The 23,417-nt window shown below is 65.3% G+C and carries 25 protein-coding genes and 2 pseudogenes; 11 read left to right on the forward strand and 16 right to left on the reverse strand.

The genetic code is table 11. The annotated features are described in order from the left end of the window. Window positions 1-191 precede the first annotated feature (191 nt). The 5 genes from ACVWZ5_RS07315 to ACVWZ5_RS07335 all read left to right on the forward strand — a co-directional run bounded on the left by ACVWZ5_RS07315 (window position 192) and on the right by ACVWZ5_RS07335 (window position 7,251). Window positions 192-677, forward strand: coding sequence for a formate dehydrogenase subunit gamma (locus tag ACVWZ5_RS07315; RefSeq protein ID WP_062574581.1), 486 nt, complete (start codon window positions 192-194; stop codon window positions 675-677). Then, window positions 671-2,215 carry a formate dehydrogenase beta subunit gene (locus ACVWZ5_RS07320; protein ID WP_186600729.1) on the forward strand — a complete coding sequence of 515 codons (1,545 nt, stop codon included), beginning with the start codon at window positions 671-673 and terminating at the stop codon, window positions 2,213-2,215. Before ACVWZ5_RS07315 ends, ACVWZ5_RS07320 begins: the two co-directional genes overlap by 7 nt. Continuing rightward, window positions 2,212-5,088: a formate dehydrogenase subunit alpha gene (gene fdhF, locus ACVWZ5_RS07325; RefSeq protein ID WP_457340503.1), complete on the forward strand. Its 2,877-nt coding sequence runs from the start codon at window positions 2,212-2,214 to the stop codon at window positions 5,086-5,088. Before ACVWZ5_RS07320 ends, fdhF begins: the two co-directional genes overlap by 4 nt. Beyond that, window positions 5,085-5,288 (forward strand): formate dehydrogenase subunit delta, encoded by a 204-nt coding sequence (locus ACVWZ5_RS07330; protein WP_062574578.1) that lies wholly within the window; start codon window positions 5,085-5,087, stop codon window positions 5,286-5,288. Before fdhF ends, ACVWZ5_RS07330 begins: the two co-directional genes overlap by 4 nt. 145 nt (window positions 5,289-5,433) lie before the next feature. Next, window positions 5,434-7,251 carry an ABC transporter ATP-binding protein/permease gene (locus ACVWZ5_RS07335; protein ID WP_457340504.1) on the forward strand — a complete coding sequence of 606 codons (1,818 nt, stop codon included), beginning with the start codon at window positions 5,434-5,436 and terminating at the stop codon, window positions 7,249-7,251. A gap of 48 nt (window positions 7,252-7,299) precedes the next feature. Here the strand turns inward: ACVWZ5_RS07335 and ACVWZ5_RS07340 are convergent. Beyond that, a pseudogene (locus ACVWZ5_RS07340) lies at window positions 7,300-7,464 on the reverse strand (MFS transporter); the annotation flags it as partial. 63 nt (window positions 7,465-7,527) lie between these two features. Further along, entirely contained in the window at window positions 7,528-9,468 is a 1,941-nt protein-coding gene (locus ACVWZ5_RS07345) for a methyl-accepting chemotaxis protein (RefSeq protein WP_062575749.1), read from the reverse strand. Between the two features lie 583 nt (window positions 9,469-10,051). Between ACVWZ5_RS07345 and ACVWZ5_RS07350 the strand changes: the two genes are divergently transcribed. Further along, complete coding sequence (locus tag ACVWZ5_RS07350; protein WP_036986696.1) at window positions 10,052-10,339, forward strand: hypothetical protein; 288 nt, start codon at window positions 10,052-10,054, stop codon at window positions 10,337-10,339. 18 nt (window positions 10,340-10,357) lie between these two features. Here the strand turns inward: ACVWZ5_RS07350 and ACVWZ5_RS07355 are convergent, their stop codons facing one another. From ACVWZ5_RS07355 to ACVWZ5_RS07375, 5 genes are all read right to left on the reverse strand, one after another. Beyond that, window positions 10,358-10,660 (reverse strand): Txe/YoeB family addiction module toxin, encoded by a 303-nt coding sequence (locus ACVWZ5_RS07355; RefSeq protein WP_081100312.1) that lies wholly within the window; start codon window positions 10,658-10,660, stop codon window positions 10,358-10,360. After that, complete coding sequence (locus tag ACVWZ5_RS07360) at window positions 10,626-10,910, reverse strand: type II toxin-antitoxin system Phd/YefM family antitoxin (RefSeq protein ID WP_062574577.1); 285 nt, start codon at window positions 10,908-10,910, stop codon at window positions 10,626-10,628. The genes ACVWZ5_RS07355 and ACVWZ5_RS07360 overlap by 35 nt, the downstream gene beginning before the upstream one ends. A gap of 186 nt (window positions 10,911-11,096) precedes the next feature. Continuing rightward, window positions 11,097-11,546, reverse strand: a complete 450-nt coding sequence (locus ACVWZ5_RS07365) for a GNAT family N-acetyltransferase (RefSeq protein ID WP_062574576.1) — start codon at window positions 11,544-11,546, stop codon at window positions 11,097-11,099. Between the two features lie 35 nt (window positions 11,547-11,581). Then, window positions 11,582-11,902: a helix-turn-helix domain-containing protein gene (locus ACVWZ5_RS07370; protein WP_062574575.1), complete on the reverse strand. Its 321-nt coding sequence runs from the start codon at window positions 11,900-11,902 to the stop codon at window positions 11,582-11,584. After that, on the reverse strand, window positions 11,889-12,209 hold the full coding sequence (locus tag ACVWZ5_RS07375; protein ID WP_172402377.1) for a transcriptional regulator: 321 nt from the start codon (window positions 12,207-12,209) through the stop codon (window positions 11,889-11,891). Before ACVWZ5_RS07375 ends, ACVWZ5_RS07370 begins: the two co-directional genes overlap by 14 nt. Window positions 12,210-12,394: 185 nt before the next feature. On the opposite strand from ACVWZ5_RS07375, the gene ACVWZ5_RS07380 reads away from it, so the two are divergent. After that, window positions 12,395-12,766 carry a hypothetical protein gene (locus tag ACVWZ5_RS07380; RefSeq protein WP_186600726.1) on the forward strand — a complete coding sequence of 124 codons (372 nt, stop codon included), beginning with the start codon at window positions 12,395-12,397 and terminating at the stop codon, window positions 12,764-12,766. An 18-nt stretch (window positions 12,767-12,784) separates the two neighbouring features. Here ACVWZ5_RS07380 and ACVWZ5_RS07385 read toward each other — a convergent pair whose 3' ends face one another. Then, a complete protein-coding gene (locus ACVWZ5_RS07385) occupies window positions 12,785-13,357 on the reverse strand; it encodes a biliverdin-producing heme oxygenase (protein ID WP_084941499.1) in 573 nt (190 codons plus the stop codon). A 150-nt stretch (window positions 13,358-13,507) separates the two neighbouring features. Here ACVWZ5_RS07385 and ACVWZ5_RS07390 point away from each other — a divergent pair, with 150 nt between their 5' ends. Beyond that, complete coding sequence (locus tag ACVWZ5_RS07390) at window positions 13,508-14,548, forward strand: DUF1176 domain-containing protein (protein WP_084941441.1); 1,041 nt, start codon at window positions 13,508-13,510, stop codon at window positions 14,546-14,548. Between the two features lie 211 nt (window positions 14,549-14,759). Here ACVWZ5_RS07390 and ACVWZ5_RS07395 read toward each other — a convergent pair whose 3' ends face one another. Next, window positions 14,760-15,545, reverse strand: coding sequence for a sulfite exporter TauE/SafE family protein (locus ACVWZ5_RS07395; RefSeq protein ID WP_084941442.1), 786 nt, complete (start codon window positions 15,543-15,545; stop codon window positions 14,760-14,762). A 194-nt stretch (window positions 15,546-15,739) separates the two neighbouring features. Here ACVWZ5_RS07395 and ACVWZ5_RS07400 point away from each other — a divergent pair, with 194 nt between their 5' ends. Continuing rightward, window positions 15,740-16,117 (forward strand): RidA family protein, encoded by a 378-nt coding sequence (locus ACVWZ5_RS07400; protein WP_062359526.1) that lies wholly within the window; start codon window positions 15,740-15,742, stop codon window positions 16,115-16,117. 135 nt (window positions 16,118-16,252) lie between these two features. Here ACVWZ5_RS07400 and ACVWZ5_RS07405 read toward each other — a convergent pair whose 3' ends face one another. From ACVWZ5_RS07405 to ACVWZ5_RS07415, 3 genes and pseudogenes are all read right to left on the reverse strand, one after another. Further along, on the reverse strand, window positions 16,253-16,993 hold the full coding sequence (locus ACVWZ5_RS07405) for a methyl-accepting chemotaxis protein (RefSeq protein WP_371263136.1): 741 nt from the start codon (window positions 16,991-16,993) through the stop codon (window positions 16,253-16,255). 114 nt (window positions 16,994-17,107) lie between these two features. Beyond that, window positions 17,108-18,139 (reverse strand): annotated as a pseudogene (locus tag ACVWZ5_RS07410) (HAMP domain-containing protein); the annotation flags it as partial. Between the two features lie 150 nt (window positions 18,140-18,289). Next, window positions 18,290-19,168 carry a LysR family transcriptional regulator gene (locus ACVWZ5_RS07415; RefSeq protein ID WP_062574571.1) on the reverse strand — a complete coding sequence of 293 codons (879 nt, stop codon included), beginning with the start codon at window positions 19,166-19,168 and terminating at the stop codon, window positions 18,290-18,292. A gap of 100 nt (window positions 19,169-19,268) precedes the next feature. Between ACVWZ5_RS07415 and ACVWZ5_RS07420 the strand changes: the two genes are divergently transcribed. Beyond that, window positions 19,269-19,697, forward strand: a complete 429-nt coding sequence (locus ACVWZ5_RS07420) for a PACE efflux transporter (RefSeq protein ID WP_062574570.1) — start codon at window positions 19,269-19,271, stop codon at window positions 19,695-19,697. Window positions 19,698-19,726: 29 nt separating this feature from the next. On the opposite strand, the gene ACVWZ5_RS07425 is transcribed toward ACVWZ5_RS07420, so the two are convergent. Beyond that, complete coding sequence (locus ACVWZ5_RS07425) at window positions 19,727-20,704, reverse strand: hypothetical protein (protein WP_062574569.1); 978 nt, start codon at window positions 20,702-20,704, stop codon at window positions 19,727-19,729. Between the two features lie 178 nt (window positions 20,705-20,882). Further along, on the reverse strand, window positions 20,883-21,326 hold the full coding sequence (locus ACVWZ5_RS07430) for a GNAT family N-acetyltransferase (protein ID WP_062574568.1): 444 nt from the start codon (window positions 21,324-21,326) through the stop codon (window positions 20,883-20,885). A gap of 99 nt (window positions 21,327-21,425) precedes the next feature. On the opposite strand from ACVWZ5_RS07430, the gene ACVWZ5_RS07435 reads away from it, so the two are divergent. After that, a complete protein-coding gene (locus tag ACVWZ5_RS07435) occupies window positions 21,426-22,091 on the forward strand; it encodes an isochorismatase family protein (protein WP_280070556.1) in 666 nt (221 codons plus the stop codon). On the opposite strand, the gene ACVWZ5_RS07440 is transcribed toward ACVWZ5_RS07435, so the two are convergent. Both ACVWZ5_RS07440 and ACVWZ5_RS07445 read right to left on the reverse strand, forming a co-directional pair. After that, window positions 21,988-22,677 carry a GntR family transcriptional regulator gene (locus tag ACVWZ5_RS07440; protein WP_062574566.1) on the reverse strand — a complete coding sequence of 230 codons (690 nt, stop codon included), beginning with the start codon at window positions 22,675-22,677 and terminating at the stop codon, window positions 21,988-21,990. The two genes, ACVWZ5_RS07435 and ACVWZ5_RS07440, sit on opposite strands and share 104 nt — an antisense overlap. Window positions 22,678-22,696: 19 nt before the next feature. Continuing rightward, window positions 22,697-23,398, reverse strand: a complete 702-nt coding sequence (locus ACVWZ5_RS07445) for a FadR/GntR family transcriptional regulator (RefSeq protein ID WP_301140257.1) — start codon at window positions 23,396-23,398, stop codon at window positions 22,697-22,699. Between the last annotated feature and the right edge of the window lie 19 nt (window positions 23,399-23,417).

The following is a 23,417-nucleotide window of genomic DNA, read 5'->3' on the forward strand; positions in this document are numbered from 1 at the left end:
GCGCACAACCCCCTCGTGCAATAACTGCCATGCTCTGAAGATGCCCGTGGACCGAGCGCAGCTAGACGCCCGGCCATGGACAAGGAAGGTGCCCGGCCTGCCGCCACCGTGAGCTGGCCCGCGCACCACAGCTGAACACCGCCGGACCGCCGCCCGCCAACGGGCTGCCCCGGGATGCCGAGGTCTGCTGTATGCCTGATGACTTGAACCACCTGCCACTGATCCAACGCGTCCTGGCCCGTGAGCAGGATACCGCCGGCGCCCTGTTGCCGATCCTACACGCCATCCAGGCCGGCGCCGGCTACATCCCCGACAGCGCCGTCGCCGAGATCGCCCACGCGCTCAACCTCAGCCAGGCCGAGGTGCGCGGGGTGATCAGCTTCTACCACGATTTTCGCACCACACCGGCGGCCCGCCATACCCTGCGCCTGTGTCGCGCCGAATCCTGCCAGAGCCGTGGCGCCGAGGCGCTGGCCGCGCAGTTGCGCGAGCAGCTCGGGCTGGATGATCTCGGTCGCACCGAGGACGGCGCGCTCGACCTGCGCCCGGTGTATTGCCTGGGTGCCTGCGCCTGCTCGCCGGCCCTGGAGCTTGATGGCCGGCTGTACGCCCGCGTCACCCCCGAACGCCTGCGAGCGCTGGTGGACGCTTGCCGCGAGGAGGTGAAGGCATGCTGAACCTGTGCATCTCCTGCGATTCGCTGGCCCGCGCCGTCGGTGCCGACCAGGTGGCCGAGGCGTTGACCCGCGAAGCCACGCAGCGGCGCCTGCCACTGCATATCAAGCGCACCAGCTCCCGTGGCCTGTACTGGCTGGAGCCGCTGGTGGAGCTGGACACCGCCCAAGGCCGCGTGGGCTTCGGGCCGGTCACCCCTGAGGATGTGCCCGGGTTGCTCGACGCCCTGGCAGGCGATCCCGGCAGCCATGCCTTGGCGTTGGGGCCGGTCGAAGCGATTCCCTACCTGAAGTCCCAGCAGCGCCTGCTGTTCGCCCGCGCCGGCATCACCCGGCCGCTGTCGCTGGACGACTATCACGCCAACGGCGGCTTCGAAGGCCTGCGCCAGGCCACGCTGCTGGACGGCGATGAAGTGGTCGCCGCGGTGCTCGACTCCGGGCTGCGCGGCAGGGGTGGCGCGGCGTTTCCGGCGGGCATCAAGTGGCGCACCGTGCGCCAGGCGCCGGCCGGGCAGAAGTACGTGGTGTGCAATGCCGACGAAGGCGACTCCGGCACCTTCGCCGACCGCATGCTGATGGAGGGCGATCCGTTCCTGCTGATCGAGGGCATGATCATCGCCGGCCTCGCCGTGGGGGCGAGCAAGGGCTACATCTATGTACGCTCGGAATACCCGGATGCCGTGCGGACCTTGAACGAAGCCATCCTGCTGGCCCGCGAGGCCGGGTACCTGGATGTCGCCGGCAACGGCGTGGCCTTCGACCTGCAGGTGCGGGTGGGGGCGGGCGCGTACATCTGCGGTGAGGAAACCGCGCTGCTCGAATCCCTTGAGGGCAAGCGTGGCATCGTCCGGGCCAAGCCGCCGCTGCCGGCGCTCGAAGGCCTGTTCGGCCAGCCGACGCTGGTGCACAACGTGCTCACCCTGGCCTCGGTGCCGATCATCCTGGCCAGGGGCGCGGCGTTCTACCGCGATTTCGGCATGGGCCGCTCGACGGGCACCTTGCCGTTCCAGCTGGCCGGCAACGTCCGCCATGGCGGCTTGGTGGAACGCGCCTTCGGCCTGACCCTGCGCGAGCTGGTGGAAGGCTACGGCGGCGGCACCGCCAGTGGTCGGCCGATCAAGGCGGCGCAGGTCGGCGGCCCGCTGGGCGCCTGGGTACCGCCCGCGCAGTTCGACACCCCGCTGGACTACGAGGCCTTCGCCGCCCTGGGCGCGATGCTCGGCCACGGTGGCGTGGTGCTGGCCGACGACACCCTGAACATGGCGGGCATGGCCCGTTTCGCCCTGCAGTTCTGCGCCGAGGAATCCTGCGGCAAGTGCACGCCCTGCCGGATCGGCTCGACCCGCGGTGTTGAGGTGGTTGATCGGCTGATCGCCAGTACCGACCCGGCGTACCGCGCCAGCCAGGCCGGCCTGCTGCGCGACCTGTGCGACACGATGCAGTACGGCTCGCTGTGCGCCATGGGCGGGATGACCCCGTACCCCGTGGTCAGCGCCCTCAAGCACTTCCCCGCCGATTTCGGCCTGGAGGCCGCGCAATGATCAACTACTTCGATCCCCGCAACGACATAGACCTGGGCACCCCGGAACGGATCAGCGAGGTGCAGGTCAGCCTGGTTATCGATGGCCGTTCGATCAGCGTGCCCGCCGGCACCTCGGTGATGCGCGCCGCCGCCGTGCTCGGCACCAGCATTCCCAAGCTGTGCGCCACCGACAGCCTCGAGGCCTTCGGCTCGTGCCGTATGTGCATGGTCGAGATCGACGGCATGCGCGGCTACCCGGCCTCGTGCACCACGCCGGTCAGCGAGGGCATGGTGGTGCGCACCCAGACACCGCGCCTGGCCGACCTGCGGCGCAACGTGATGGAGCTGTACATCTCCGACCATCCGCTGGACTGCCTGACCTGCTCGGCCAACGGCAACTGCGAGCTGCAGAGCGTCGCTGGCCAGGTTGGCCTGCGCGAGGTGCGCTACGGCTACGACGGCGCCAATCACCTGAGCGAACAGAAGGACGTGTCCAACCCGTACTTCGACTACGAGCCGAGCAAGTGCATTGTCTGCAACCGCTGCGTGCGCGCCTGCGAGGAGATCCAGGGCACCTTCGCCCTGACCATCACCGGGCGTGGCTTTGATTCGCGGGTGGCGGCGGCCGGTGGCGATGATTTCCTCAGTTCCGAATGCGTGTCCTGCGGCGCCTGCGTGCAGGCCTGCCCGACCGCCACCCTGAGCGAGAAAAGCCTGGTCCAGCTCGGCCAGCCCGAGCGGGCGGTGATCACCACCTGCGCCTACTGTGGCGTGGGTTGCTCGTTCCGCGCCGAGATGAAGGGCGAGCAACTGGTGCGCATGGTCCCGGACAAGAACGGCGGTGCCAACCATGGCCATGCCTGCGTCAAGGGGCGTTTTGCCTGGGGCTACGCGACGCACCCGGACCGCATCACCAAGCCGATGATCCGCAAGCGCCTGGAAGACCCGTGGCAGGAGGTCAGCTGGGACGAAGCGGTCACCTATGCCGCCAGCGAGTTCCGGCGGATCCAGCTCAAGTACGGGCGCGATTCCATCGGTGGCATCACCTCCAGTCGCTGCACCAACGAAGAGGCGTACCTGGTGCAGAAGCTGGTGCGCACGGCCTTCGGCAACAACAACGTCGACACCTGTGCGCGAGTCTGCCATTCGCCGACCGGCTATGGCCTGAAGCAGACCCTGGGCGAGTCCGCCGGTACCCAGAGCTTCGACTCGGTGATGCAGGCCGACGTGGTGCTGGTGATCGGCGCCAACCCCACCGACGCCCATCCGGTGTTCGGTTCGCAGCTCAAGCGCCGGCTGCGCCAGGGCGCGCGGTTGATCGTCATCGACCCGCGGCGTATCGACCTGGTCGATTCGCCCCACGCCCGCGCCGAGCTGCACCTGCAACTGCGACCGGGCACCAACGTGGCCATGCTCAACGCCCTGGCCCATGTGATCGTCACCGAAGGCCTGCTGGCCCAGCACTTCATCGACGCCCGCTGCGAGACCGAGGATTTTGCCCGCTGGCGCGATTTTGTCGCCCAGCCCGACAACGCCCCTGAAGTGCTCGGCCCGGTGTGCGGCGTGCCCGCCGAGCAGATCCGCGCCGCCGCGCGGCTATATGCCACCGGCGGCAACGCGGCGATCTACTACGGCCTGGGTGTGACCGAGCACAGCCAGGGCAGCACCGCGGTGATGGGCATCGCCAACCTGGCCATGGCCACCGGCAACATCGGCCGCGAAGGGGTGGGGGTCAACCCGCTGCGCGGGCAGAACAACGTGCAGGGCTCGTGCGACATGGGCTCGTTCCCCCACGAGCTGCCCGGCTACCGGCATATCTCCAACGAAAGCGTGCGCGCCGAGTTCGAGCAGGCCTGGGGCGTGACCTTGCAGCCCGATCCGGGCCTGCGCATCCCCAACATGTTCGAGGCCGCGCTGGACGGCAGTTTCAAGGCGCTGTACTGCCAGGGCGAGGACATCGCCCAGAGCGATCCCAACACCCAGCACGTCACCGCCGCGCTGCTGGCGATGGAGTGCGTGGTGGTGCAGGACATCTTCCTCAACGAGACCGCCAAGTTCGCCCATGTGTTCCTGCCGGGCAGCTCGTTCCTGGAGAAGGACGGCACCTTCACCAATGCCGAGCGGCGCATCTCACGGGTGCGCAAGGTGATGGAGCCGCTGGCCGGCAAGGCCGACTGGGAGGCCACCGTGGCCTTGGCCGGTGCCTTGGGTTACCCCATGCAATACCGGCATCCCTCCGAGATCATGGACGAGATCGCCCGCCTGACCCCGACCTTCCGCCGGGTCAGCTATGCCGAGCTCGACCGTCACGGCAGCCTGCAATGGCCCTGCAACGACGCCGCGCCCGACGGCACGCCGACCATGCACATCGACCAGTTCGTGCGCGGCAAGGGGCGCTTCATGCTCACCGGCTATGTGCCCACGGACGAGAAGGTCAACGGCCGCTACCCGCTGCTGCTGACCACCGGGCGCATCCTCAGCCAGTACAACGTCGGCGCGCAGACCCGGCGCACCGAAAACGTCGCCTGGCATGACGAGGATCGCCTGGAGATCCATCCCAGCGATGCCGAGAGTCGGGGTATCAGCGACGGCGACTGGGTAGGTATCGGCAGCCGCTCCGGGCAGAGCGTGCTGCGTGCCCGGGTCAGCGGCCGGGTGGCGCCGGGGGTGGTGTACACCACCTTCCACTTCCCTGAGTCCGGCGCCAACGTGATCACCACCGACAACTCCGACTGGGCTACCAATTGCCCGGAATACAAGGTCACTGCGGTGGAGGTGGCCAAGGTGTTCGAGCCGTCGGAGTGGCAGAAGCGCTACCAGCGCTTCAGTGACGAGCAGCGGCGCTTGCTCAAGGAGCGCCGGCAAGCGGAAACGGCGGAGGTGCGTCGATGAGCAGCGACAACCTGGTGAAGATGGCCAACCAGATCGCCCATTACTTCGACAGCGAACCGGATCACACCAAGGCGGTGCAGGGGGTGAGGCAGCACCTGCAGAGCTTCTGGACGCCGGCGATGCGCCGGCAGTTGCAGGCGTGGAGCGAGGCCCATGCAGGGGAGGGGTTGGACCCGAAGGTAAGGGAAGCATTGGGCTAGGCGTTCCGAGTGCTGCCTGTACCGCCCCTTCGCCGGCTTGCCAGCGAAGGGGCGGTATAGATTCAAGATGAAATGTCCTTCATTCTTACAAGGTTAATCCTGGGCCGGTGCTACGCTCGCGAAAACACCGTCACGGAATCTCACCATGGACATGAACTGGCACCAGGCCCTGCAAGAGAGCCTGAGTTGGCTGGCAATCGCCTCGTTGGTCACCCTTGTCTGCTTCACCATTACCGCCTTGCTGGCTGTGCGCTACACCCGCTGGGGGGCTCAGTTCTGGCAACTGGCCGGACCTTATTTCAGCTTGCGCCGCAGTTGGCGGCCCTTGTTTGCTTTTGCGCTGCTGCTGGTCCTGACGCTGTTCGCGGTGCGCCTGAACGTGCTGTTCTCGTTCTGGTACAACGGCTTCTACAGCGCCTTGCAGGCACTGGACCAGACCGCGTTCTGGTACCTGCTCGGGGTGTTCGCGGTACTGGCGACCATTCATGTGCTGCGCTCGCTGTTCGCCTTCTACGTCACCCAGGCGTTCAACATCCGCTGGCGGGTGTGGCTCACCGAGCGCCTGACCGCCGACTGGATGCACGGCGATGCCTACTACCGCGGGCAGTTTCTCGCCGAGCCGGTGGACAACCCCGACCAGCGTATCGAACTGGATGTGAACGCCTTCGTCACCGGCTCCGTGTCGCTGGCGCTGGGGGCGGTGAGCGCACTGGTGTCGCTGGTGGCCTTCACCGGCATTCTTTGGGGTCTCTCCGCGCCGCTGGCGGTGGCCGGCATCGAAGTCCCCCGGGCGATGGTGTTCGCCGTGTATGTCTATGTGCTGATCGCCACCTGGATCGCCTTTCGCCTCGGCCAGCCGTTGATCCGCCTGAATTTTCTCAACGAGAAACTCACCGCCAACTTCCGTTACGCCTTGATGCGCCTGCGTGAGAACGCCGAGAACATCGCCTTCTACCAGGGCGCGCAGGTGGAGCGGGGCACCTTGCTCGGGCGCTTCTTCGCGCTGATCGGCAACGCCTGGGCGCTGGTGTTCCGGAACCTCAAGTTCAGCGGCTTCAACCTGGGCGTCAGCCAGGTGGCGGTGGTGTTCCCGTTCATCCTCCAGGCGCCGCGTTTCTTCAGCGGCGCGATCAAGCTCGGTGATGTGATGCAGACCGCCCAGGCGTTTGGCCAGGTGCAGGATTCGCTGTCGTTCTTCCGTGAGTCATACGACACCTTCGCCCAGTACCGCGCCACCCTCGACCGTCTGACCGGTTTCCTCGATGCCAACCAGCAGGCCAGCGAGTTGCCGCGCGTAGTTAGCGTGGATCAGGAACACGCATTGGGGATTCAGGGCTTGCAGGTGCGTCGCCCCGACGGCCACGCGCTGATCGCCGATCTCGACCTGAATTTGCACAGCGGCCAGGCGCTGCTGATCAAAGGACCATCGGGCAGCGGCAAGACCACCTTGCTGCGTGCCCTGGCGGGCCTGTGGCCTTATGCCGAGGGTGAGGTCAGGCGGCCGTTGGGGACGCAGGCACTGTTCCTCTCGCAGCGCCCGTACCTGCCGCTGGGCGACCTGCGCACCGCCATCGCCTACCCGGCACAGGGCGTGCTCGGGGACGATGCGCGCATGCAGCAGGCCCTGCGCCAGGTCAACCTCGCCCATCTGGCCGAACGGCTGGACGAGCAGCGCGACTGGTCGCGGATCTTGTCGCTGGGCGAACAGCAGCGCCTGGCGTTCTCCCGGGTGCTGTTCAACCGGCCACAGGTGGTGTTCCTCGACGAGTCTACCTCGGCGATGGACGAAGGGCTGGAGCATGCGCTGTATTCGCTGCTGCGTGCGGAGCTGCCGGCGACGCTGTTGGTCAGTGTCGGGCACCGCAGCACCCTGGCCGGGTTCCATTCTCATCGGCTGGAGGTGGACGGGCAGGGGGGATGGTCGTTGCTGGAGCAGCAGCCTGCGACGGAGGTGCCTGCCTAGCGTCTCTACGTAGCCCCCCTACGGTCTCAACTAAGTGAAGTCCGATATCAGCGAGCTGGCTTTGCCCAGGCGGTCGCTGGCGCCGGAGAACACCTTGGTGATCGCCGCCGTCGCCTCGGCGCTGCCTTCGCTCAGACCCACGGCCAGCACCGAGGTGCCGAGCACGGTGACAATGTGCAGAGGGTGCAGGGCATGGATCATCTCCGAGGAGCTTTCCGACCGGTCCGACGCCTCGGCAAGGCCGCTCAGGACCCGTGTAAAGGCTGAAGCCAAAGGTCACGACTTGAAGCGCCCCACCAGCCCATTCAACTCATCCGACAACTGCGCCAACCTGCCGGAGTCAGCCTGGGCGGAACTGGCCAGCCCCTCCACCAGCCGTGCCTCGTCGTAGATCTGCTGGATATGCCGGTTGATCTCCTCGGCCACGCTGTGCTGCTCCTCGGCGGCGGCGGAGATCTGCAGGTTCTGGTCGCGGATCTCGTTCACCGAGAGCTGGATGCCCTCGAAGCTGTCCCGCGCGCTTTCGATCGACGACACGCTGGCCCGCGACAGGTCCAGGCAGCTTTCCATCTTCTGCGAGACCTCCTGGGTCTTGCCGCCGAGGGTGTTGAGCAACTGGTCGATCTCGCCGGTGGAGTCGGCGGTGCGCTTGGCCAGCGCCCGCACCTCGTCCGCCACCACGGCAAAACCACGGCCCTGGTCGCCAGCCCGGGCCGCCTCGATGGCGGCGTTCAGTGCCAGCAGGTTGGTCTGCTCGGCGATGGCGCGGATGGTGCCGAGGATCTGGTTGATGCTGCGGCTGCCTTCCTCCAGCTCGACCATGGCCTGGGACGATTCGCTCAGGCGCCGGCCCAGGCGATTGACGTTGTCGGTGGTCGCCTCGATCTGCTGCTTGCCTTCGGCCACCCGGCGGTGGCCATGCTCGGCGGCGTCGGCGGCGCTGCTGCATGAGCGCGCCACTTCGTTGGCGGTGGCGACCATCTCGTTGAACGCGGTGGACACCAGCTCCACCGCCTCGCGCTGGCGCCCGGCGGCCTCGTTCATGTTGCCGGCCATCTCGCTGTTGCTGCGCGAGGCCTCGTGCAGGTTGGTCGAGGCCGCGCCGATGCGCTGGATCAGCTGGCGGATGGCGGCGAGGAACTTGTTGAACCAGCCGGCCAGCTCGGCGGTTTCGTCCTTGCCCTGGACCTGCAGGTCGCGGCGTAGGTCGCCTTCGCCCTCGGCGATCGATTGCAGGCCGATGCTGACCTGGCCGATCGGCTTGACGATCACCCGCGAGAACGCCGCGGCCACCAAGGCGAAGACCAGGGCCAGCACCACCACGATCAGCGCAGTGACATAGGTCATGCGCGTCGCCGCGGCCATCACCTCGTCGTACTCGATCAGGCCGATAAAGCGCCAGCCCAGGCCCGGTGAAGTCCACACATTGGCCATGTAGCGCACGCCGTCGATCACCACGTCGGTGGAGCCTTGGGAAGTGGCGGCCAGTTGCGCGTAGGGCGCGCCGAGGTCCTTGAGCTGCTTGAAACCGTGGCTGGCGTTGCGCGGGTCGACCAGCACGGTGCCGTCCTCGATCAGCATCACGTAGCCGCTGTCGCCCAGCTTGATGCTCTTGACCAGCTCGGTGAGGTTCTTCAGCGACACGCTGACCACGAACACGCCCTTGGCCTTGCCGGCGTCGTCGAGCAGCGCCCGGGCGGTGCCGACCAGGGCCACATCGTCCTTGTCGTAGTAGTAGGCGGCGGTGCGCACGGTCTTGTCCGGGCTGGCCATGGCGGCCTTGTACCAGGGGCGGGTGCGTGGGTCGTACTTGGCCAGTTGCGGGTCATCCGGCCATTTGGCGTAGCTGCCGTCCTCGAGGCCAATGGACAGGATCGCCGCCGCCGGGTGGGTGGTGCCGTAGCGGGCGAAGGCGTCGATCACCTTCTGCGCGGCCTCGGGCATTGGCTGGCGGGCGGCATCCGCGCCGGTGTAGTCCTTGAGCGAGGTGACCGAGGTGTATACAGGATCCTTGGCCATTTGATCGACGTTCTGCAGCGTGCCATCGAAGAACTGGCGCATGTTGCCGTCGATCTGGCGGATTTCCCGGGTGCTGCCGTCGAGGAACTGGTCGACCGCCTCGCTGCGGATGTTCAGCACCGAGATCCCGCCAACCAACGCCACCGGGATGAAGGCCACCAGTACGAAGGCCAGGATCAGTTTGTTTTTTATTTTCATGGTGACGCCCATCCGTGAGAGTGAAGGGTGTACATGGCCGCTTCGATGAAGTGGTGGCCACTTGCTACCTTTTCTGTTTCGGCGGGCGGAATATAAACCTTTAGTAGATATTTCGTGTACAGGAAAATAAGAAATTGTCCTGACTTTCAGGGCAAATAACTGGGCAGATAGCGGGAGAAACGTGGGAGCGGGCTTGCCCCGCGATGAGGCCAGGACAGTTGTTTCAAGCGGATTACTAAGACTTTCCCTATTTCACGTAGGACGTTTCCCAAGCATGCTTTTACGGCCTTTCAGCTGTTGTTCTGGCCAGTCGCATTCCTTAGTCTCGCCCTGTCGTTGCTGATTCAACGACCGGGTGTGCAAGCCCGAGGATGTGGTTCAAGTCGCTCAATGGCGGCTGTACGTGGGAGGCCTTCGGGCCTGCCGGGTTCCTACATCCACGGTCTTGCACACCCACGTACAGCTGCCTCCATCGTTCCGAGTGCAAGCGGATATCGGCAGCTCCCCTGGCTATGTAGGAGTGCTGAACCATGCTGAAAATCGTGCCCGATCCACCCCGTGTCTTGCCCCGGGAGGTTCGCCCATGACCCTCGATACGACCCCTCGAACCTCCCGCCCCACCACGGCCCACGCCCATTTTGGCACCTGCCACGACGCCCATCCACCGATGTTCTCGGTGCATGCCGGCATTGATGGCGAGGATGCGCTGGTGTGCGCGGTAGCGGCCTTGCAGGCGGCCTACGAAACCAATGCCATGGCCCTGGAGAAAGCCAGCGAACCACTGCGCAGTCTGCTGGTGGCGACGGAGAACTCCCTGGAGAAAGGGTTGGCCTTGGCGTCGGCTGTGCTGGATGGGATAGAGCGAGGCTGAACAGACGTTGCAGGGCTGCTAGTAGTGAAACCTGCAGGCCAGCACAGTCAGTGCACCAGTTTCGTAGTAGTAGACGAAGCGATGCTCCTTGTTGATCCGCCGCGACCAGTAACCGGTCAGGTCGCCTTTCAAGGGTTCGGGTTTGCCCGTGCCCTTGAAGGGCGAGCGGCAGCATTCGTCGATCAGGGACAGCACCCTGCCGAGGACCTTGGCGTCGGCAGACTGCCAGTACACGAAGTCCTCCCAGCCGATCGGCGTGAAGGACACCTTGATGGCATTGCGGGCCTCAGCCTTGTTCTGCCGTTTCTGCTTCTGCGTCATGCAACGGAATGTCCTTGCTGAAGGTATTTCCAGCCTTGTGCTGAGCGATGGACTGGCGCAGCCGCGACGCGTTGTTTTCGGTGCCCAGCAGGTACATGGTTTCGGCCATGGCGTTGTAGTCGTCCAAAGACAGCAGGACTACCGGCTCACCACGTTGCCGGGTAATGACCGTCGGCTCATGGTCGCGACAGACATCATCCATCGCCTGTTTCAGGCTGGCGCGAGCCTGGCTGAAAGTGAGTACGTTCATTGGTTGTTCCTTTCTGAACACATCATGTACCACGGGCGTGCAAGGCTTGATGCAGGACCTGGCCGAGGCTTGCGTAGGGCATTTTTGATCGGCACCTGATCAGGGATGCTCGACCTGGGAATGTACAGAACGTTGTACGTATGCGCCAAGCCCGCTTATCCGATGGCGCACGGCGGCATGCAGGCCTCAGTGCTCGAGCATCTTGTGATAGGTCACGAAATCCTGCTCGGCCACATACCCCAGCGATTCGTACAACGCCTGGGCGGCAAGGTTGGTCCGGGCGGTGTCCAGGCTCAATCGCTGCGCGCCCTCGGCCTGGAAAATATCGGTCAGTTGCTGCATCAGGTAACGGGCATGGCCACCCCTGCGGGCGTGCGGAGCAACGAACAGGTCATACAGCCAGTAGAAGCGCTTCATCGCCAGCGAGCAGGTCGCCGGGTACAGCTGGGCAAAGGCGATGGCCTGGCCGTCGGCGTCCAGCAGCAGGTAGATACGCGAGTTGTCGGTTTCAAGGTTGGCTTTGAGGAATGCGCGGGAAGCGGGGAGGTCATCCGCCTCCTGGTAAAACATCCGGTACTGGTTGAAGAGGTCCGCGGCGGCGTCCAGGTGGTGCAGATCACAGGCAATGACGTTCATGTCGGGGCTCGCTATCAGGCTGTCCAGCGCCCTTGCTATGTGGGGCGATCCTGCAGGATTTCATGAAACACATCCGGCCGTACAGATGCGATATGCAGTAGCGTACGTGCAGCTCCCGAAGGCGTGCGCCGGCCTTGTTCCCACTCTTGCAACGTACGTACGGAGACGCCGAGCAGCTCGGCGAACTTCAGCTGGGACAAGCCGGTCTTGCTCCGGGCCTCTGCGGCTTCGGTCACCTCGATCTGGTGTACAGCGCCAAATCGTCCGGCTTTGACATCGCGAATGGACTGAAGCAGCTCTTCTGCGATATTGCGCTTGGCATCGCGCTGCATCAGTTCTTTTTCAGTCAGGGGCATGGTTCAGTTCCTTCACGATCTGGCGCAGTACATGCGCGGGTATGCTCTCGGTGGCGCTCTTGCCGTAGATAAGCAGTGCTACCAGAACACCATTGTCTAGCTGGGCGGTGTAGATGACCCTCACGGCGCCGCGCTTGCCTTGGCCTTCGATGCGCCAGCGTACCTTGCGGCAGCCACCGGAGCCGGGGATGACTGTGCCGCCATCAGGGTTGTTGGCCAAGTGGTGCATGAACGTGCCATGTTCGTCAGCGGTCCAGTAGTCGGGCCACAGCTTCGAAAACAGTGGCGCTTCGATGATCGTCAGCATACCGCATCCTTACGTCTTTGACGTAGGGATTCTGCTGTGTGGCGCCAAGCTGGAAAAGCAGGTCTTTGTCACGAGGGGTTGCCGGCCAATACTGTGGCTTGCTGGCGTCCATTCCGGCCATTAGCATCCGTTTTCCTCACTCACGGCCCTGCGCAAACCATGGCCGGCTCCAGGATCAAGGACGAATGTTGCCGTTGCTTTCCCGTTTCCTGCTGCACGCATTGGCCTGTGTGGCGTTTCCCTTCCTCTTGAGCCTAGGCTTCGATCTGTACCGGCAGCATGTTGGCCCGCCCATGGCGCGAGGCGTCAGCGTCGGCTTGGCGACGATGATGGTGTTCTACGCCTTCGTGCTCTTCAACCTGCTGATGGTGGCTATTCCAAGGGCGTCACTGCGCTACGGCTTGGCGCTGTTGCTGGTGCTGTTGGTGCTGGCGTTCTTCAATACCTTGCATCCGTTGCGGGCGCTGGGCTTCGCGTTGTTATGCGGTGGTTTGTGCGCAGCGGCGATCAGCATGACGCCTGCGGTGACATCGCTGTTGAACAAGTGCCGCAGGTGAGGGCCTCAGCGCGGGGGATCAGCAGACCAGCACGCGTCGCTCTTCGAGCCATCGTTCGAAGCAGGTGAAGGTCTCGACCGCAGCCTTTACCGTCCGGGCCTGGGCGGCAGGCTCCGGATCGGTGCCAGCCAGTCGATCGAGGAAGCTGCGCCAGCGTGCGCCGGTCTGCGCGCCGTAGACATCGAGAAACGCACCGCCGTTGTCGGCGTCGATGCCCAGGCGTTCAGCCATTGCCCGCTTGAGCACCTGGCCACCCAGGGTGGAGCCTTCCAGTACATACATCACACCGAGTGCACTGGCTTCATCGTCGATGCGAGGGAGGGCATGGCACAAGGGCAGCGCTTCGACATCGATGGCCAGGGCGCCCAGGTCGCGGGACAAAGCAGGTGTCTTGCTGCGTTCGGTGCCCTGGTACTCGGCCAGCAAGGTGTCCAGCGGCGCATGGAAGCCATGGTAAGCCGCCAGCAAACGCGCATAGGCCGCCCGGTCGAAACCTTCGCTGAAGAACGGCAGGCGCGCCTCCAGCCCTTCGTGGCAGGCGCGGGTACCTTCGCGCAAGGCAAGCAACAGCGGGCTGACGGTAGCGGACATGGCGCAGGCTCTGAACAGGACGCAACCGATACTGCCAGATCCCATGGCGCCACCACCACTGCCGATTTTCCGCACCTGGCATTTGATCTGTGGAATCATTGCGCCGCCTCTGGAGTGGGGCTTTCACGGCTAAGACAGGAATGCAGCACGATGCGCGCAACAACAAGGAACTGGCTGGCCCTGGGGCTGGCGTTGCTACCGGGCCTGGTCGGCGCGGCGGAGCCAGAGCCGGTACCGGTGTACCGGGAGATCAAGGACTGGGTGGTGGGCTGCGACAACACGCGTTTCTGCACCGCGGTGCTGGCCGATCATCCGGAGAAGATGCGGGTGGGCATGCTGGTGCAGCGTGAGGCGGGCGCCTGGGGCAACCTGCACCTGACCCTGGTGGGCAGCACCGACTGGTCGGGCGAGCCCCTGCTCGACGGCCAGTTGCTGGTCGCCCCCTGGCGCATGACCCGCGGCGTCGAGACCACCCTGGAACTGGAGGGCGCCGATGCCTACGCCGTGTTGCGGCAATTGCGTAACGGCCAGCGCCTGGTGGACGACACCCGGCCAGGGGAGCGCGTGAGTTCGCTGCAGGGCCTGAGCGCCGTCTTGCTGCTGATGGATGCGGTGCAGGGCCGGGGCGGTCACTACAGCGCGCTGATGCGACCCGGTGACAGCGTCGCCGACACCCAGCTGCCCATCCCGGCCAAGCCCAAGGGGCCGGCCTTTGTGGCAGCCACGCCGCTTAGCGAGCAGGAACTGGCGGGCATCAACCCGGTAGTGATGGCCAAGGCGGCCGCCGAAGACCAGTTGAAGAACGAATACGATGTCGCTCCCAAGCTTGAGCTGCATGCCCTGGACGACCAGCACGCCCTGGCGTTGCTCAGCTACAACTGCAACGACTTCCATTGCCTCTACGCGTTGTACAAGGTGTCGCGTAAGGCGCCTTACACCCTTGGGCCGCTTGAGTTCGAGGCACCGTCCAGCCCGGTGCTGATCAGCCGGATGCGCGACGCCATCGAGTTCTACCCCAAAAAAGGCGAGCTCCACAGCTATGCCAAGGACGACTATCCCGGCAGTTGCGGGGTCGAGGAAAGCTGGCGCTACGACGGCATGCGCATGCGCCTGGTCAGGTTGGCGCGGATGGACCGGTGCGCCGAAGTGGGCACTGACAGTTGGCCGGTACTATGGCGCAGCGAAGGCTGAAAGCGTGAAAGGGACGTCCGGGGCAACACCATGCAATGGATGAAACACTACCGTGCGGCACTGCTGCTGGCGCTCATGGCGCCACTGGCCGCGCAGGCTGAAAGCGCCCCCAGATCTGCGCATCAAGCTGATATTGCCGGGGCCGCTCTGCGGCCCTTTCCGACCGGTCCGACGCCTCGGCAAGGCCGCTCAGAAGGGCGCGAGGTGTGGTTCAGAACGCCAGCTTGTAGCCGATCAGCAGCAGCATGGTCGCCAGGCAAGGCCGCAGCACGCGGTCAGAGATGCGCCCGGTCAGGTGGCTGCCCAGGTAGATCCCCGGCAGCGAACCCAGCAGCAGGTAGCCCAGCAGTGACCAGTCCATGTTGCCCATGCCGGCATGACCGAGGCCAGCCACCAGGGTCAATGGCACGGCGTGGGCGATCTCGGTGCCGACCAGACGGCGGGTGACCAGGAACGGGTACAGCAGGAACAGCGCCACGGTCCCCAGCGCGCCGGCACCGATGGAGGTCAGGGTGACCATCACGCCCAGCACCACACCGGTGATCACGGTGAGGATGTTCAGGGTGCGGTCGCTGAGGTGGTAGTGATCGCCGGCATGCTTGCTGGCGAACGCCTGCAGGCGCGATTTGAACAGGATCGCCAGGGCGGTGAGGATCAGCACCACCGCCAGGCCTTGCTTGATGATGGCGTTCAGCGCCGAGGTATCGGTGTGCAGGGTGCTGAGGAACCACAGGGTCAGCGCGGCGGCCGGGACGCTGCCCAGGCTCAGCAAGCCGGTGATCTTCCAGTCGATGTTCTTGTTGCGGCCATGCACCCAGACGCCACTGGCCTTGGTGATGGCGGCATAGAGCAGGTCGGTGCCCACGGCGGTGGCCGGGTTGATGCCGAACCACAGCAGGATCGGGGTCATCAGCGAACCGCCGCCAACGCCGGTCATGCCGACGATGAAGCCCACTACCAGCCCGGCAATGGTGAAACCGAAAGAACCTACATCCATACGCTACTCGACTGTCCAGCTTGCCCGTGATCGGATGCTTGCCAGCATATAGATTTTTTTATAGCCAAATAGACTTGTTCGTTATTAGGTTATAACCGCTGGCCTGTTCAAGATGTGCGACGGGCGTACTGCAATCTCGATGAGTTCGCGCGCTGTCCCCGGCACGTTCCAACCAACCCTGAAAGGAGTGTTCCATGAGCAATGACATCCAGCGTTTTCCCAGCAGCCTGCCGTTTCCATTTTCACGTGCGGTGAAGGCTGGAGGGTTCCTGTTCCTCTCCGGGCAGATTCCGATGAATGCGGCCGGCGAGGTGGTCAAGGGCGATATTCAGGAACAGACCCGCGCGGCCTGCGAGCGGATCGGCGAGAGCCTGGCGGCCTGCGGGGCGCGCTTCGACCAGGTGGTGAAGTGCACCGTATGGCTGTCGGACATGAGTCATTTCGCGGGTTTCAACGAGGTGTACAAGACGTTCTTCGGCGCGGCGTTGCCGGTGCGCTCCACGGTGGCCTCGGCGTTGGCCCTGGGCGTGGATGTGGAGATCGAGGTGCAGGCCTTCGTCGGGCAGGAATGAGATCAGCACCGTCGTAGGCGGTCAGGACGATGGGCTGATGCGGCGGGGCAGGGGAGATTGAGGTGGCCTGAGCGGCCGGTTCGCCGACAAGCCGGCTCCTGCAGTAGGAGCCGGCTTGTCGGCGAAGAGCACGACTTAGATACGGAAGCTGCCCACCAGTTGCTTCAGGCGCCCGGCCTGCTGGCTCAGGGCGTCGCAGTGGCGCAGGGTTTCGTTGAGGTTCTCCACCCCTTGCTGGTTCAGCGCGTTGATCTGGGTGATGTCCAGGTTCAGGCTCTCGACCACGGCGGTCTGCTCTTCGGTGGCGGTGGCCACCGACTGGTTCATGCCGTCGATCTCGCCGATGCGCTGGGTGACGCTGGCCAGGCGCTCACCGGCCTCGTTGGCCACCTGCACGGTCTCTTCGCTGGAGACCTGACTGGTGTTCATGGTGTGCACCGCCTCGCGCGAGCCGACCTGCAGGCTGGTGATCATGCGGTGGATCTCTTCGGCCGACTCCTGGGTGCGGTGGGCCAGGTTGCGCACTTCGTCGGCGACCACGGCGAAGCCACGGCCGGCCTCACCGGCACGGGCGGCCTCGATGGCGGCGTTGAGCGCCAGCAGGTTGGTCTGCTGGGAGATGCCCTTGATCACGTCGAGGATCTTGCCGATCTCGTCGGTGCTGGCGTTGAGGGTCTCGATCTGCTCGCAGGACTCGCTGATGCGCTCGGACAGGGCGGTCATGGCGCTGATGGCCTCTTCGACCACCTGGCGGCCACCGTTGGCCTGTTCGCTGGCGCCACTGGCGTGTTGCGAGGCATCGGCGGCGTTGCGGGCGATTTCCTGGGTGGCGGCGCCCAGTTCGTTGATGGCGGCAGCGACGCTGTTGGTGCGCATGCTCTGCTCTTCGGAGCCGGTGAGCGAGGCGTTGGAGGCGACCACGACCTTTTCCGACAGGTCATGCACCAGGCGAGTGGCCGAGGACACTTCGCTGATCGAGGCGTGGATACGCTCGACGAAACGGTTGAACGAGATGGCCAACTCGCCGAACTCGTCCTTCTGCTCGACAGTCAGGCGGCGGGTCAGATCACCTTCGCCTTCGGCGATGTCCTGCATGGCGCGGCCCATGGTGGTCAGCGGGCGCATCAGCACCGGGATCAGCAGGCCGAGCAGGCCGGCGATAACCGCCACGGCGATGAGCATGGCGATGATGGCCGAGGTGCGGAACTGGCTCAGCGGGGCGTAGGCCTTTTCTTTGTCGATCGACAGGCCGATGTACCACTGTGCCGACGGCAGGCCGTCGACCGGGGCGAAGGAGATGATGCGCTCCTTGCCGTCGAGGCTCACTTCCTGGATGCCGGTTTCCACGCGCAGCGGCGAGCCCGGGTAGATGTCCTTGAGGTTCTTCATCACCCGGTCCTTGTCCGGGCTGACGATCACCTGGCCATTGCGGTCGACCAGGAAGGCGTGGCCGATGCCGCCGAAGTCGACGGCGTTGATGATGTCGACCAGGGTGTTCAGGCTCAGGTCACCGCCGACCACACCGATCAGCTCGCCGCTGCCCTTGGCCTTGACCGGCATGGCGATGGTCACCACCAGGCCACCTACCGCCGCCATGTAGGGCGGGGTCAGCATGGTCTGGTTGGCGGCCACGGCCTGGGTGTACCAGGGGCGCTGACGCGGGTCATAGCCATCGGGCATCTTGGCGTCGGGGCGCTGGGTGAACAGGCCGGTGTTCTGGCCGAAATAGGTGAACTGGAAGTTGCTGGTGTACGACGGCTGGTCGACCAGGCCCGGCACGTTGCTGCCGGCACCCTGCTGGGCGATGTCCTGGGCCAGGTTCTCCAGCACCAGGATGCGTCCGCTCATCCAGTTCTGCACGCTGCTGGCGGTCTGCGCGCCGGCCTGGCGCACCGAGGACTCGATGTTCTGGCGGATGGTGTTGCGTTGCAGGTAGTCGTTGTAGAGGGTGAACAGTGCGAAGGCCAGTACGACGACGGCGCAGGCACTGAGCAGGATCTTGTGGCGGAATTTCAGGTTCATGTTTCGAGACCTTGAGCCAGTGAAAGGAGGGCGCCGCGTGCTTGTGGCACGGATGGCGGAGCCTGTTGCAACGCTATCGGCCGAGTCTGAAAAATGTTGAAAGACTAAATGTCGCAATGCTTGGCGCAATTGCCCTAACAGGGTGACAAATCATTTCGAAGCCAACAGGCTCACCAACGCCCTGGCCGCCTGGCCGAGGGGTTGCTGCTTGAGCCAGAAGGCATTCACCGGCAGTTGCAGTTCGTTGCGGGTGTTGTGGAATTCCAGGCGCACCAGGCGCCCGGCGTCGATCAGCGGTGCGACCCGTGACAGGGGCAAATCGCCCCAGCCCAGGCCCGCCTCGACCATCTGCACGGCAAGGTCCAGGCTGTCGGTGCGCCAGTGCGAGGTGCCGATCAGCGAGCGCGGGTCGGACAGTGGCAGGTCGCGGCTGCGTACCAGGATCTGTCGCAGGTTTACCAGGTCTTCGAGGTGACGGATGCGCCCTTCGCGCAGGGCGGGGTGCTGCGGCGACAGCGTGGCCACCAGCGATTCGATGGCGATGTGCTGGAAGCTGCGCCGCGGATCCACCTGCAATCCGGCGAAGGCCAGGCACAGGCCGGCGCGGCCGCTGTCGAGCAACTGCAGGGCCTCTTCCTGGGGCGCGGCGAGCAGTTCGATGTCCAGCAGCGGATAGCGCTCGCCAAGGCGGGTAATGGCTTCTAGCAACGGGCGCTGGTCGATGTCCGGGACCACGGCGATGGCAAGGCTGCTTTCGAGCCCACGCGAGAGCTCCAGCGCGTGCACCTCCAGCAGCCCTAGCTGTTCGGCAATCAGCCGGGCATGGGGTTCCAGGGCCTGGGCCTGGGCGGTCGGGCGCGCCTCGCGCGAGCCGCGTTCGAACAACGGGTAACCAAGCTCCGCCTCGAGGTTGCCGATAGCCATGCTCACCGCCGAAGGCACGCGGCCGAGGGCCCGCGCGGCGGCGGAAAACGAGCCGCGGTCGAGCACGGCAAGGAACAGCAGGATGGTATCGCTGGAAAAGTTCATGGCAGTCTCCTTTCAGAAAATCTGAAAGGTGCCGACTTTTTCTGTCAAGTTTATTGATTCATCCTGCGCGCCTTCGTCATACCCGCAGCAAGGTAACTTCGTGCAAGGACTCAAACGCAAACTGGTCTACGTGACCTTCTATGAACTGATCGGCCTGTGCATGTCGACCCTGGGCCTGGCCTACCTGTCCGACACCCAGGCTTCGCACACCGGGCCCCTGGCGGTGATGATCACCACCATCGCCATGTTCTGGAACCTCATCTACAACACCTTGTTCGAGCGCTGGGAGAGCCGCCAGGCCAAGCGCGGCCGCAGCCTGGGCCGACGGGTGGCGCATGCCATCGGCTTCCAGCTGACCCTGGTGGTGTACTTGATCCCGCTGATCGCCTGGTGGCTGGACATGACGCTGCTGGAGGCGTTGCTGGTGGACCTGGCGTTCATCATCCTGGTGCCGTGCTACACGTTCCTCTATAACTGGGCGTTCGACCGGATTTTCGGCTTGCCGACCTCGGCAATGGCGACGGCCTGAGCCTTTTGCAGGCGCGCGTTGGCTTCGGCTCAGGGGGATCGGTAGCCGAGCAAACTGTCCTCCACCTGCCCCGACAGGTAGTACACCCCGGCCATGGCCCCGCTCTGGCGGTTCTCCATCAGCTCCTGCCATTCCTGGTTCAGCGCCACATTGAGGATCACCCGCAGTTGCTCGACCATCTGCGGCTGTTCGCGGTCATGGGTGATGATGCCGTAGCCAGTTGCCGCCACCGAGATCAACGCCCCCGCCGCCTTGCCCACCGCCGCCGCGATCGCGCTGGCAGCGCCGCGCGGGGCCAGGGTGGCGCCGAGTTTTTCGCTGGCCTGGGTGGCCACCGACGACAGCCCAGCCTCGGTCTGCCCAGGGGCCTTGGCGGCCTGCTGGTGCAGGTGCTGGCGCAGGGATTGCCAGGCCGGTTGCTGGTCCAGCGATTTAGCCCGCAGCAACTGGTAGAGCGAGGCGTTGCGTGCGTCCGGTGGCCCCAGGGCGATGATCGGGATGCGGTTCAGGCGTTGGCTGAACTGCTCGGGCGGCGCGTTGTAGCGCTGGATGATCGCCGGCAGCTGCTGGCCGAGCAGTTGCAGGTACAGCTCGCTGGCGCGGTCGCGGATGCCCTCGGGGTTGATCTGCTCGGCCACCGGGTCGATCACCCGTTCGCGGTATTGCTCTTGTAGGTACAGGCCCAGGCGCTTCTCTGGCGGCTCGTTGCCGTTGCCGCTGTTCATCGTGTACCAGGCCACCTTGAGCGTGAGCCATTGCTGGGTCCAGTAGCCGGTGAACCAGGGGATGAAATCGTTCTCGGTACGCTGCTGTACCTGCTCCTTCCACACACGCATGGAGCGCCGGGCGTAGTCGTTGGCCGAGTCCGCTGCGCCGACCGAAGCTTCGATGATGTCCTGGTCGATGCGTTGCCAGGCGGCGGGGGGCAGACTCTGCGGGGGTGGCGGGGCCGGGGGACGTTTGCCGGCGCAGCCGGCCAGGGCCAGCAGGAGGCAGAGCGCAAACATCACGAGGATTGATTTCACGCGGATTGCCCCCTTGGCGAGAGGCTGGGTGATTACCCGAAGTATAGGTTTGTCTTGGCCAAGCCCGCTTCCACAGGGACCGCAACGCAGTACCTGTGGAAGCGGGCTTGCACCGCGATGGGCCGCAGAGCGGCCCCCTTTGCAGGCGTGAATGACATACTCACCCCTCCAGCTTCAAGTGCAGCAATGGATACGGATCGCCCTGGCCATCCAGCTCGGAGCGGCCGACCTGGACGAACCCCTGTTTCAGGTAGAACCCCACCGCCTGCGGGTTCTGTTCATTGACGTCCACCTCACGCACGCCCAACTCCTCGACCACGCTGGCCAGCAGCGCCTTGCCGATGCCCTGGCCGCGGCAGGCGGGGTCGACGAAGAGCATTTCCAGCTTGCCGTCATGCACCCCGGCAAACCCCCGGATATGGCCTTCCTGGTCACGCCAGGCACGCAGCTCCACAAAGCCCAGGTACTGCTCGCGCACCAGCGGACGCAGGCGCTCGATGTAGCCGTCGGGAAGAAAGTCATGGGTCGCCCGTACCGAGGCTTCCCACAGATCGGCCAGCCGATCGAAATGTTCCGCGCCCGCTGGCGCGATAGTGTGCTGCATGTTGGCCTCCAGGGCACTGTGATGATTCGACGGGTATGGTACGGCGTGCCCTGGTGCTGCGCTATGCTCGACGTTTCATCCCTTGTCCTGGAACGTCGCATGTCCGCTGAACCGATCCCCCGGGCCGAGGCCCTGTTGCTGGTGGACGTGCAATGCGCGTTCATGGAAGGGGCCGACGCCGTCCCCGGTCACCTCGCCCTGCAGGCGAGCATCGCCCGTTTGCTGGCGCGGGCGCGGCAGGCCGGCGTGCCGGTGATCTTCCTGCAGAACGACGGCGCTCCCGGCAGCCCGGATGCTGCGCATACGGATGGCTGGCAACTCTATTTCCCGGCGAGCCGTGGCGAGTACGTGCTGTTCAAGACCGAGGACGACGGTTTCGTCGAGACTGGCCTGCAGGCCTTGCTGCACGAATTGGGTGTCCAGTGCCTGGCCCTGTGCGGCCTGCTCTCGGAAATGTGCCTGGCCGCCACCGCCCGCGCCGCGCTGCAACGGGGCTTCGAAGTGTTGCTGGCGCACGATGCCCACGCCACCTACGACGTGCCGCCCGGCCCGGGCGGTTCACCCGGCGTGCCCGCCGCCTTGGCGGCGCGGGCGGCGGAATGGTCGTTGGGTGATGAAGTGGTGGTCCTGCCGGATGTCGAGGCGGTGGCGTTCGCCCGATTCAGCCAGTCGGATCCAGATCGAGTTTGGCCTCAAGGCGGTCCAGATGATCATGCATCAGCGCCAGCGCAGCCTCGCTGTCGCCGCTTTCCACCGCATCGATGATCGCCGCATGCTCCTGCCACGCGCAGTGCTCGCAGCATGGTGACTCATAGCGGGCGATGATCAGCGAGGTCATCGGCACCAGGCCGTTGAGGAAGCGCGCCAGTGGTGCGTTGGCGGCCATCTGCGCCAGTTTCATGTGGAACTCGCCGCCCAGGCGGATCGCCGTGCAGCGTTCGCCGCGCTCATGATGCTGGCGTTCGCGCTCGACCAGCTGGCGCAGTTGGCGGATCTGCGCCGGTCGGGCGCGCTGGGTGGCCAGGCCGATCAGCGTGGTCTCGGCCAGGCGCCGGGCGCTGAGTACCTGGCGCGCCTGCTCGGGGTCGGGCGCGGCCAGGTGCGCGGTATGGCTGGGGCGCTGCACCACCACCTGCTGGTCGGACAGGCGCCCGAGCACCCGGCGGATCACCGTGCGGCTGACACCGAAGGCATTGCCCAGCGCCTGCTCGGGCAGGGCGCTGCCGGGCGGCAGGCGCTGTTCTAGGATGGCGTCGAACAGCCGTGGGTAGATCTGCTCCGCCGACAGGCGGGTCTCGCCGGCACCGAGCAGGGCAGGCAGGCGGGGGGCGGCTGGGGCGCAGGCGGTCATGGTCGCTCTCCTTCTTTGTTCAGGTGCCTGGTTGGTCGTCCGGGATGTTCAGGGCAATGCCCATGCGCTGTCCCTCGGCGAGGATGTGCTGGCGCATTTGCTGGCTGGCCTTGGCGCTGTTGCGTTCGCGGATGGCGCGCACCACCGCTTCGTTCTCGCTCAGGCGCGCGGCCAGGTGCTCGGGCGAGTTGCGCAGCATGGCGGCGCTCTGCTTGAGGGCATTGCCGGTCTGCTGCACCACGCTCTGGAAGATCGGGTTGGTGGTCAGGGCGAACAGCGCTTCGTGGAAAGTGATGTAGGCGTTGATGCCGGCCTCGCTGTCACCGGCCTCGAGGGCTTCGCGCATGTCCATCAGGATCAGGCGCAGTTGGCCGATGTCCTGGCTGCCGGCCGATTGCGCCACCAGCCCGGCGATGAAGGGTTCGAGGGTGTAGCGCAGCTCGAGCACGTCGGCCAGGCTGGCCTCGGCCACGGTGTCCGCTTCCTGCGCCAGGGCCGCGTCGGCATCCAGCACCAGCACGCCCTTGCCGGGCATCGAGCGCACCAGGCCCAGGGTTTCCAGGACAATCACCGCTTCGCGCAGGCTTGGCCGGCTGATCCCCAGTTGTTCGGCCAGCTCGCGCTGGCCGGGCAGCATGTCGCCGCTGCGCCACTGGCCACGGGCCAGGGCCTGGCGGAGTTTCTCCACCACTGAATTGACTACGGTCGAAGAGCTGATCACGGTTCGCTCCTTGGTTGAC

The organism is Pseudomonas sp. TE6283, from assembly GCF_054060555.1.

Excerpts from the sequence above, each read along its gene's own strand:
- ACVWZ5_RS07400 (WP_062359526.1), top strand. The coding sequence starts at position 15,740 with ATGAGCAATGACATCCAGCGTTTTCCCAGCAGCCTGCCGTTTCCATTT.
- ACVWZ5_RS07355 (WP_081100312.1), bottom strand. The coding sequence starts at position 10,660 with ATGACGCAGAAGCAGAAACGGCAGAACAAGGCTGAGGCCCGCAATGCC.
- ACVWZ5_RS07365 (WP_062574576.1), bottom strand. The coding sequence starts at position 11,546 with ATGAACGTCATTGCCTGTGATCTGCACCACCTGGACGCCGCCGCGGAC.
- ACVWZ5_RS07315 (WP_062574581.1), top strand. The coding sequence starts at position 192 with ATGCCTGATGACTTGAACCACCTGCCACTGATCCAACGCGTCCTGGCC.
- ACVWZ5_RS07350 (WP_036986696.1), top strand. The coding sequence starts at position 10,052 with ATGACCCTCGATACGACCCCTCGAACCTCCCGCCCCACCACGGCCCAC.
- ACVWZ5_RS07415 (WP_062574571.1), bottom strand. The coding sequence starts at position 19,168 with ATGAACTTTTCCAGCGATACCATCCTGCTGTTCCTTGCCGTGCTCGAC.
- ACVWZ5_RS07360 (WP_062574577.1), bottom strand. The coding sequence starts at position 10,910 with ATGAACGTACTCACTTTCAGCCAGGCTCGCGCCAGCCTGAAACAGGCG.
- ACVWZ5_RS07435 (WP_280070556.1), top strand. The coding sequence starts at position 21,426 with ATGTCCGCTGAACCGATCCCCCGGGCCGAGGCCCTGTTGCTGGTGGAC.
- ACVWZ5_RS07430 (WP_062574568.1), bottom strand. The coding sequence starts at position 21,326 with ATGCAGCACACTATCGCGCCAGCGGGCGCGGAACATTTCGATCGGCTG.
- ACVWZ5_RS07380 (WP_186600726.1), top strand. The coding sequence starts at position 12,395 with ATGTTGCCGTTGCTTTCCCGTTTCCTGCTGCACGCATTGGCCTGTGTG.
- ACVWZ5_RS07390 (WP_084941441.1), top strand. The coding sequence starts at position 13,508 with ATGCGCGCAACAACAAGGAACTGGCTGGCCCTGGGGCTGGCGTTGCTA.
- ACVWZ5_RS07395 (WP_084941442.1), bottom strand. The coding sequence starts at position 15,545 with ATGGATGTAGGTTCTTTCGGTTTCACCATTGCCGGGCTGGTAGTGGGC.
- ACVWZ5_RS07425 (WP_062574569.1), bottom strand. The coding sequence starts at position 20,704 with ATGTTTGCGCTCTGCCTCCTGCTGGCCCTGGCCGGCTGCGCCGGCAAA.
- ACVWZ5_RS07375 (WP_172402377.1), bottom strand. The coding sequence starts at position 12,209 with ATGCTGACGATCATCGAAGCGCCACTGTTTTCGAAGCTGTGGCCCGAC.
- ACVWZ5_RS07385 (WP_084941499.1), bottom strand. The coding sequence starts at position 13,357 with ATGTCCGCTACCGTCAGCCCGCTGTTGCTTGCCTTGCGCGAAGGTACC.
- ACVWZ5_RS07370 (WP_062574575.1), bottom strand. The coding sequence starts at position 11,902 with ATGCCCCTGACTGAAAAAGAACTGATGCAGCGCGATGCCAAGCGCAAT.
- ACVWZ5_RS07335 (WP_457340504.1), top strand. The coding sequence starts at position 5,434 with ATGGACATGAACTGGCACCAGGCCCTGCAAGAGAGCCTGAGTTGGCTG.
- ACVWZ5_RS07345 (WP_062575749.1), bottom strand. The coding sequence starts at position 9,468 with ATGAAAATAAAAAACAAACTGATCCTGGCCTTCGTACTGGTGGCCTTC.
- ACVWZ5_RS07320 (WP_186600729.1), top strand. The coding sequence starts at position 671 with ATGCTGAACCTGTGCATCTCCTGCGATTCGCTGGCCCGCGCCGTCGGT.
- fdhF (WP_457340503.1), top strand. The coding sequence starts at position 2,212 with ATGATCAACTACTTCGATCCCCGCAACGACATAGACCTGGGCACCCCG.
- ACVWZ5_RS07440 (WP_062574566.1), bottom strand. The coding sequence starts at position 22,677 with ATGACCGCCTGCGCCCCAGCCGCCCCCCGCCTGCCTGCCCTGCTCGGT.
- ACVWZ5_RS07330 (WP_062574578.1), top strand. The coding sequence starts at position 5,085 with ATGAGCAGCGACAACCTGGTGAAGATGGCCAACCAGATCGCCCATTAC.
- ACVWZ5_RS07405 (WP_371263136.1), bottom strand. The coding sequence starts at position 16,993 with ATGCGCACCAACAGCGTCGCTGCCGCCATCAACGAACTGGGCGCCGCC.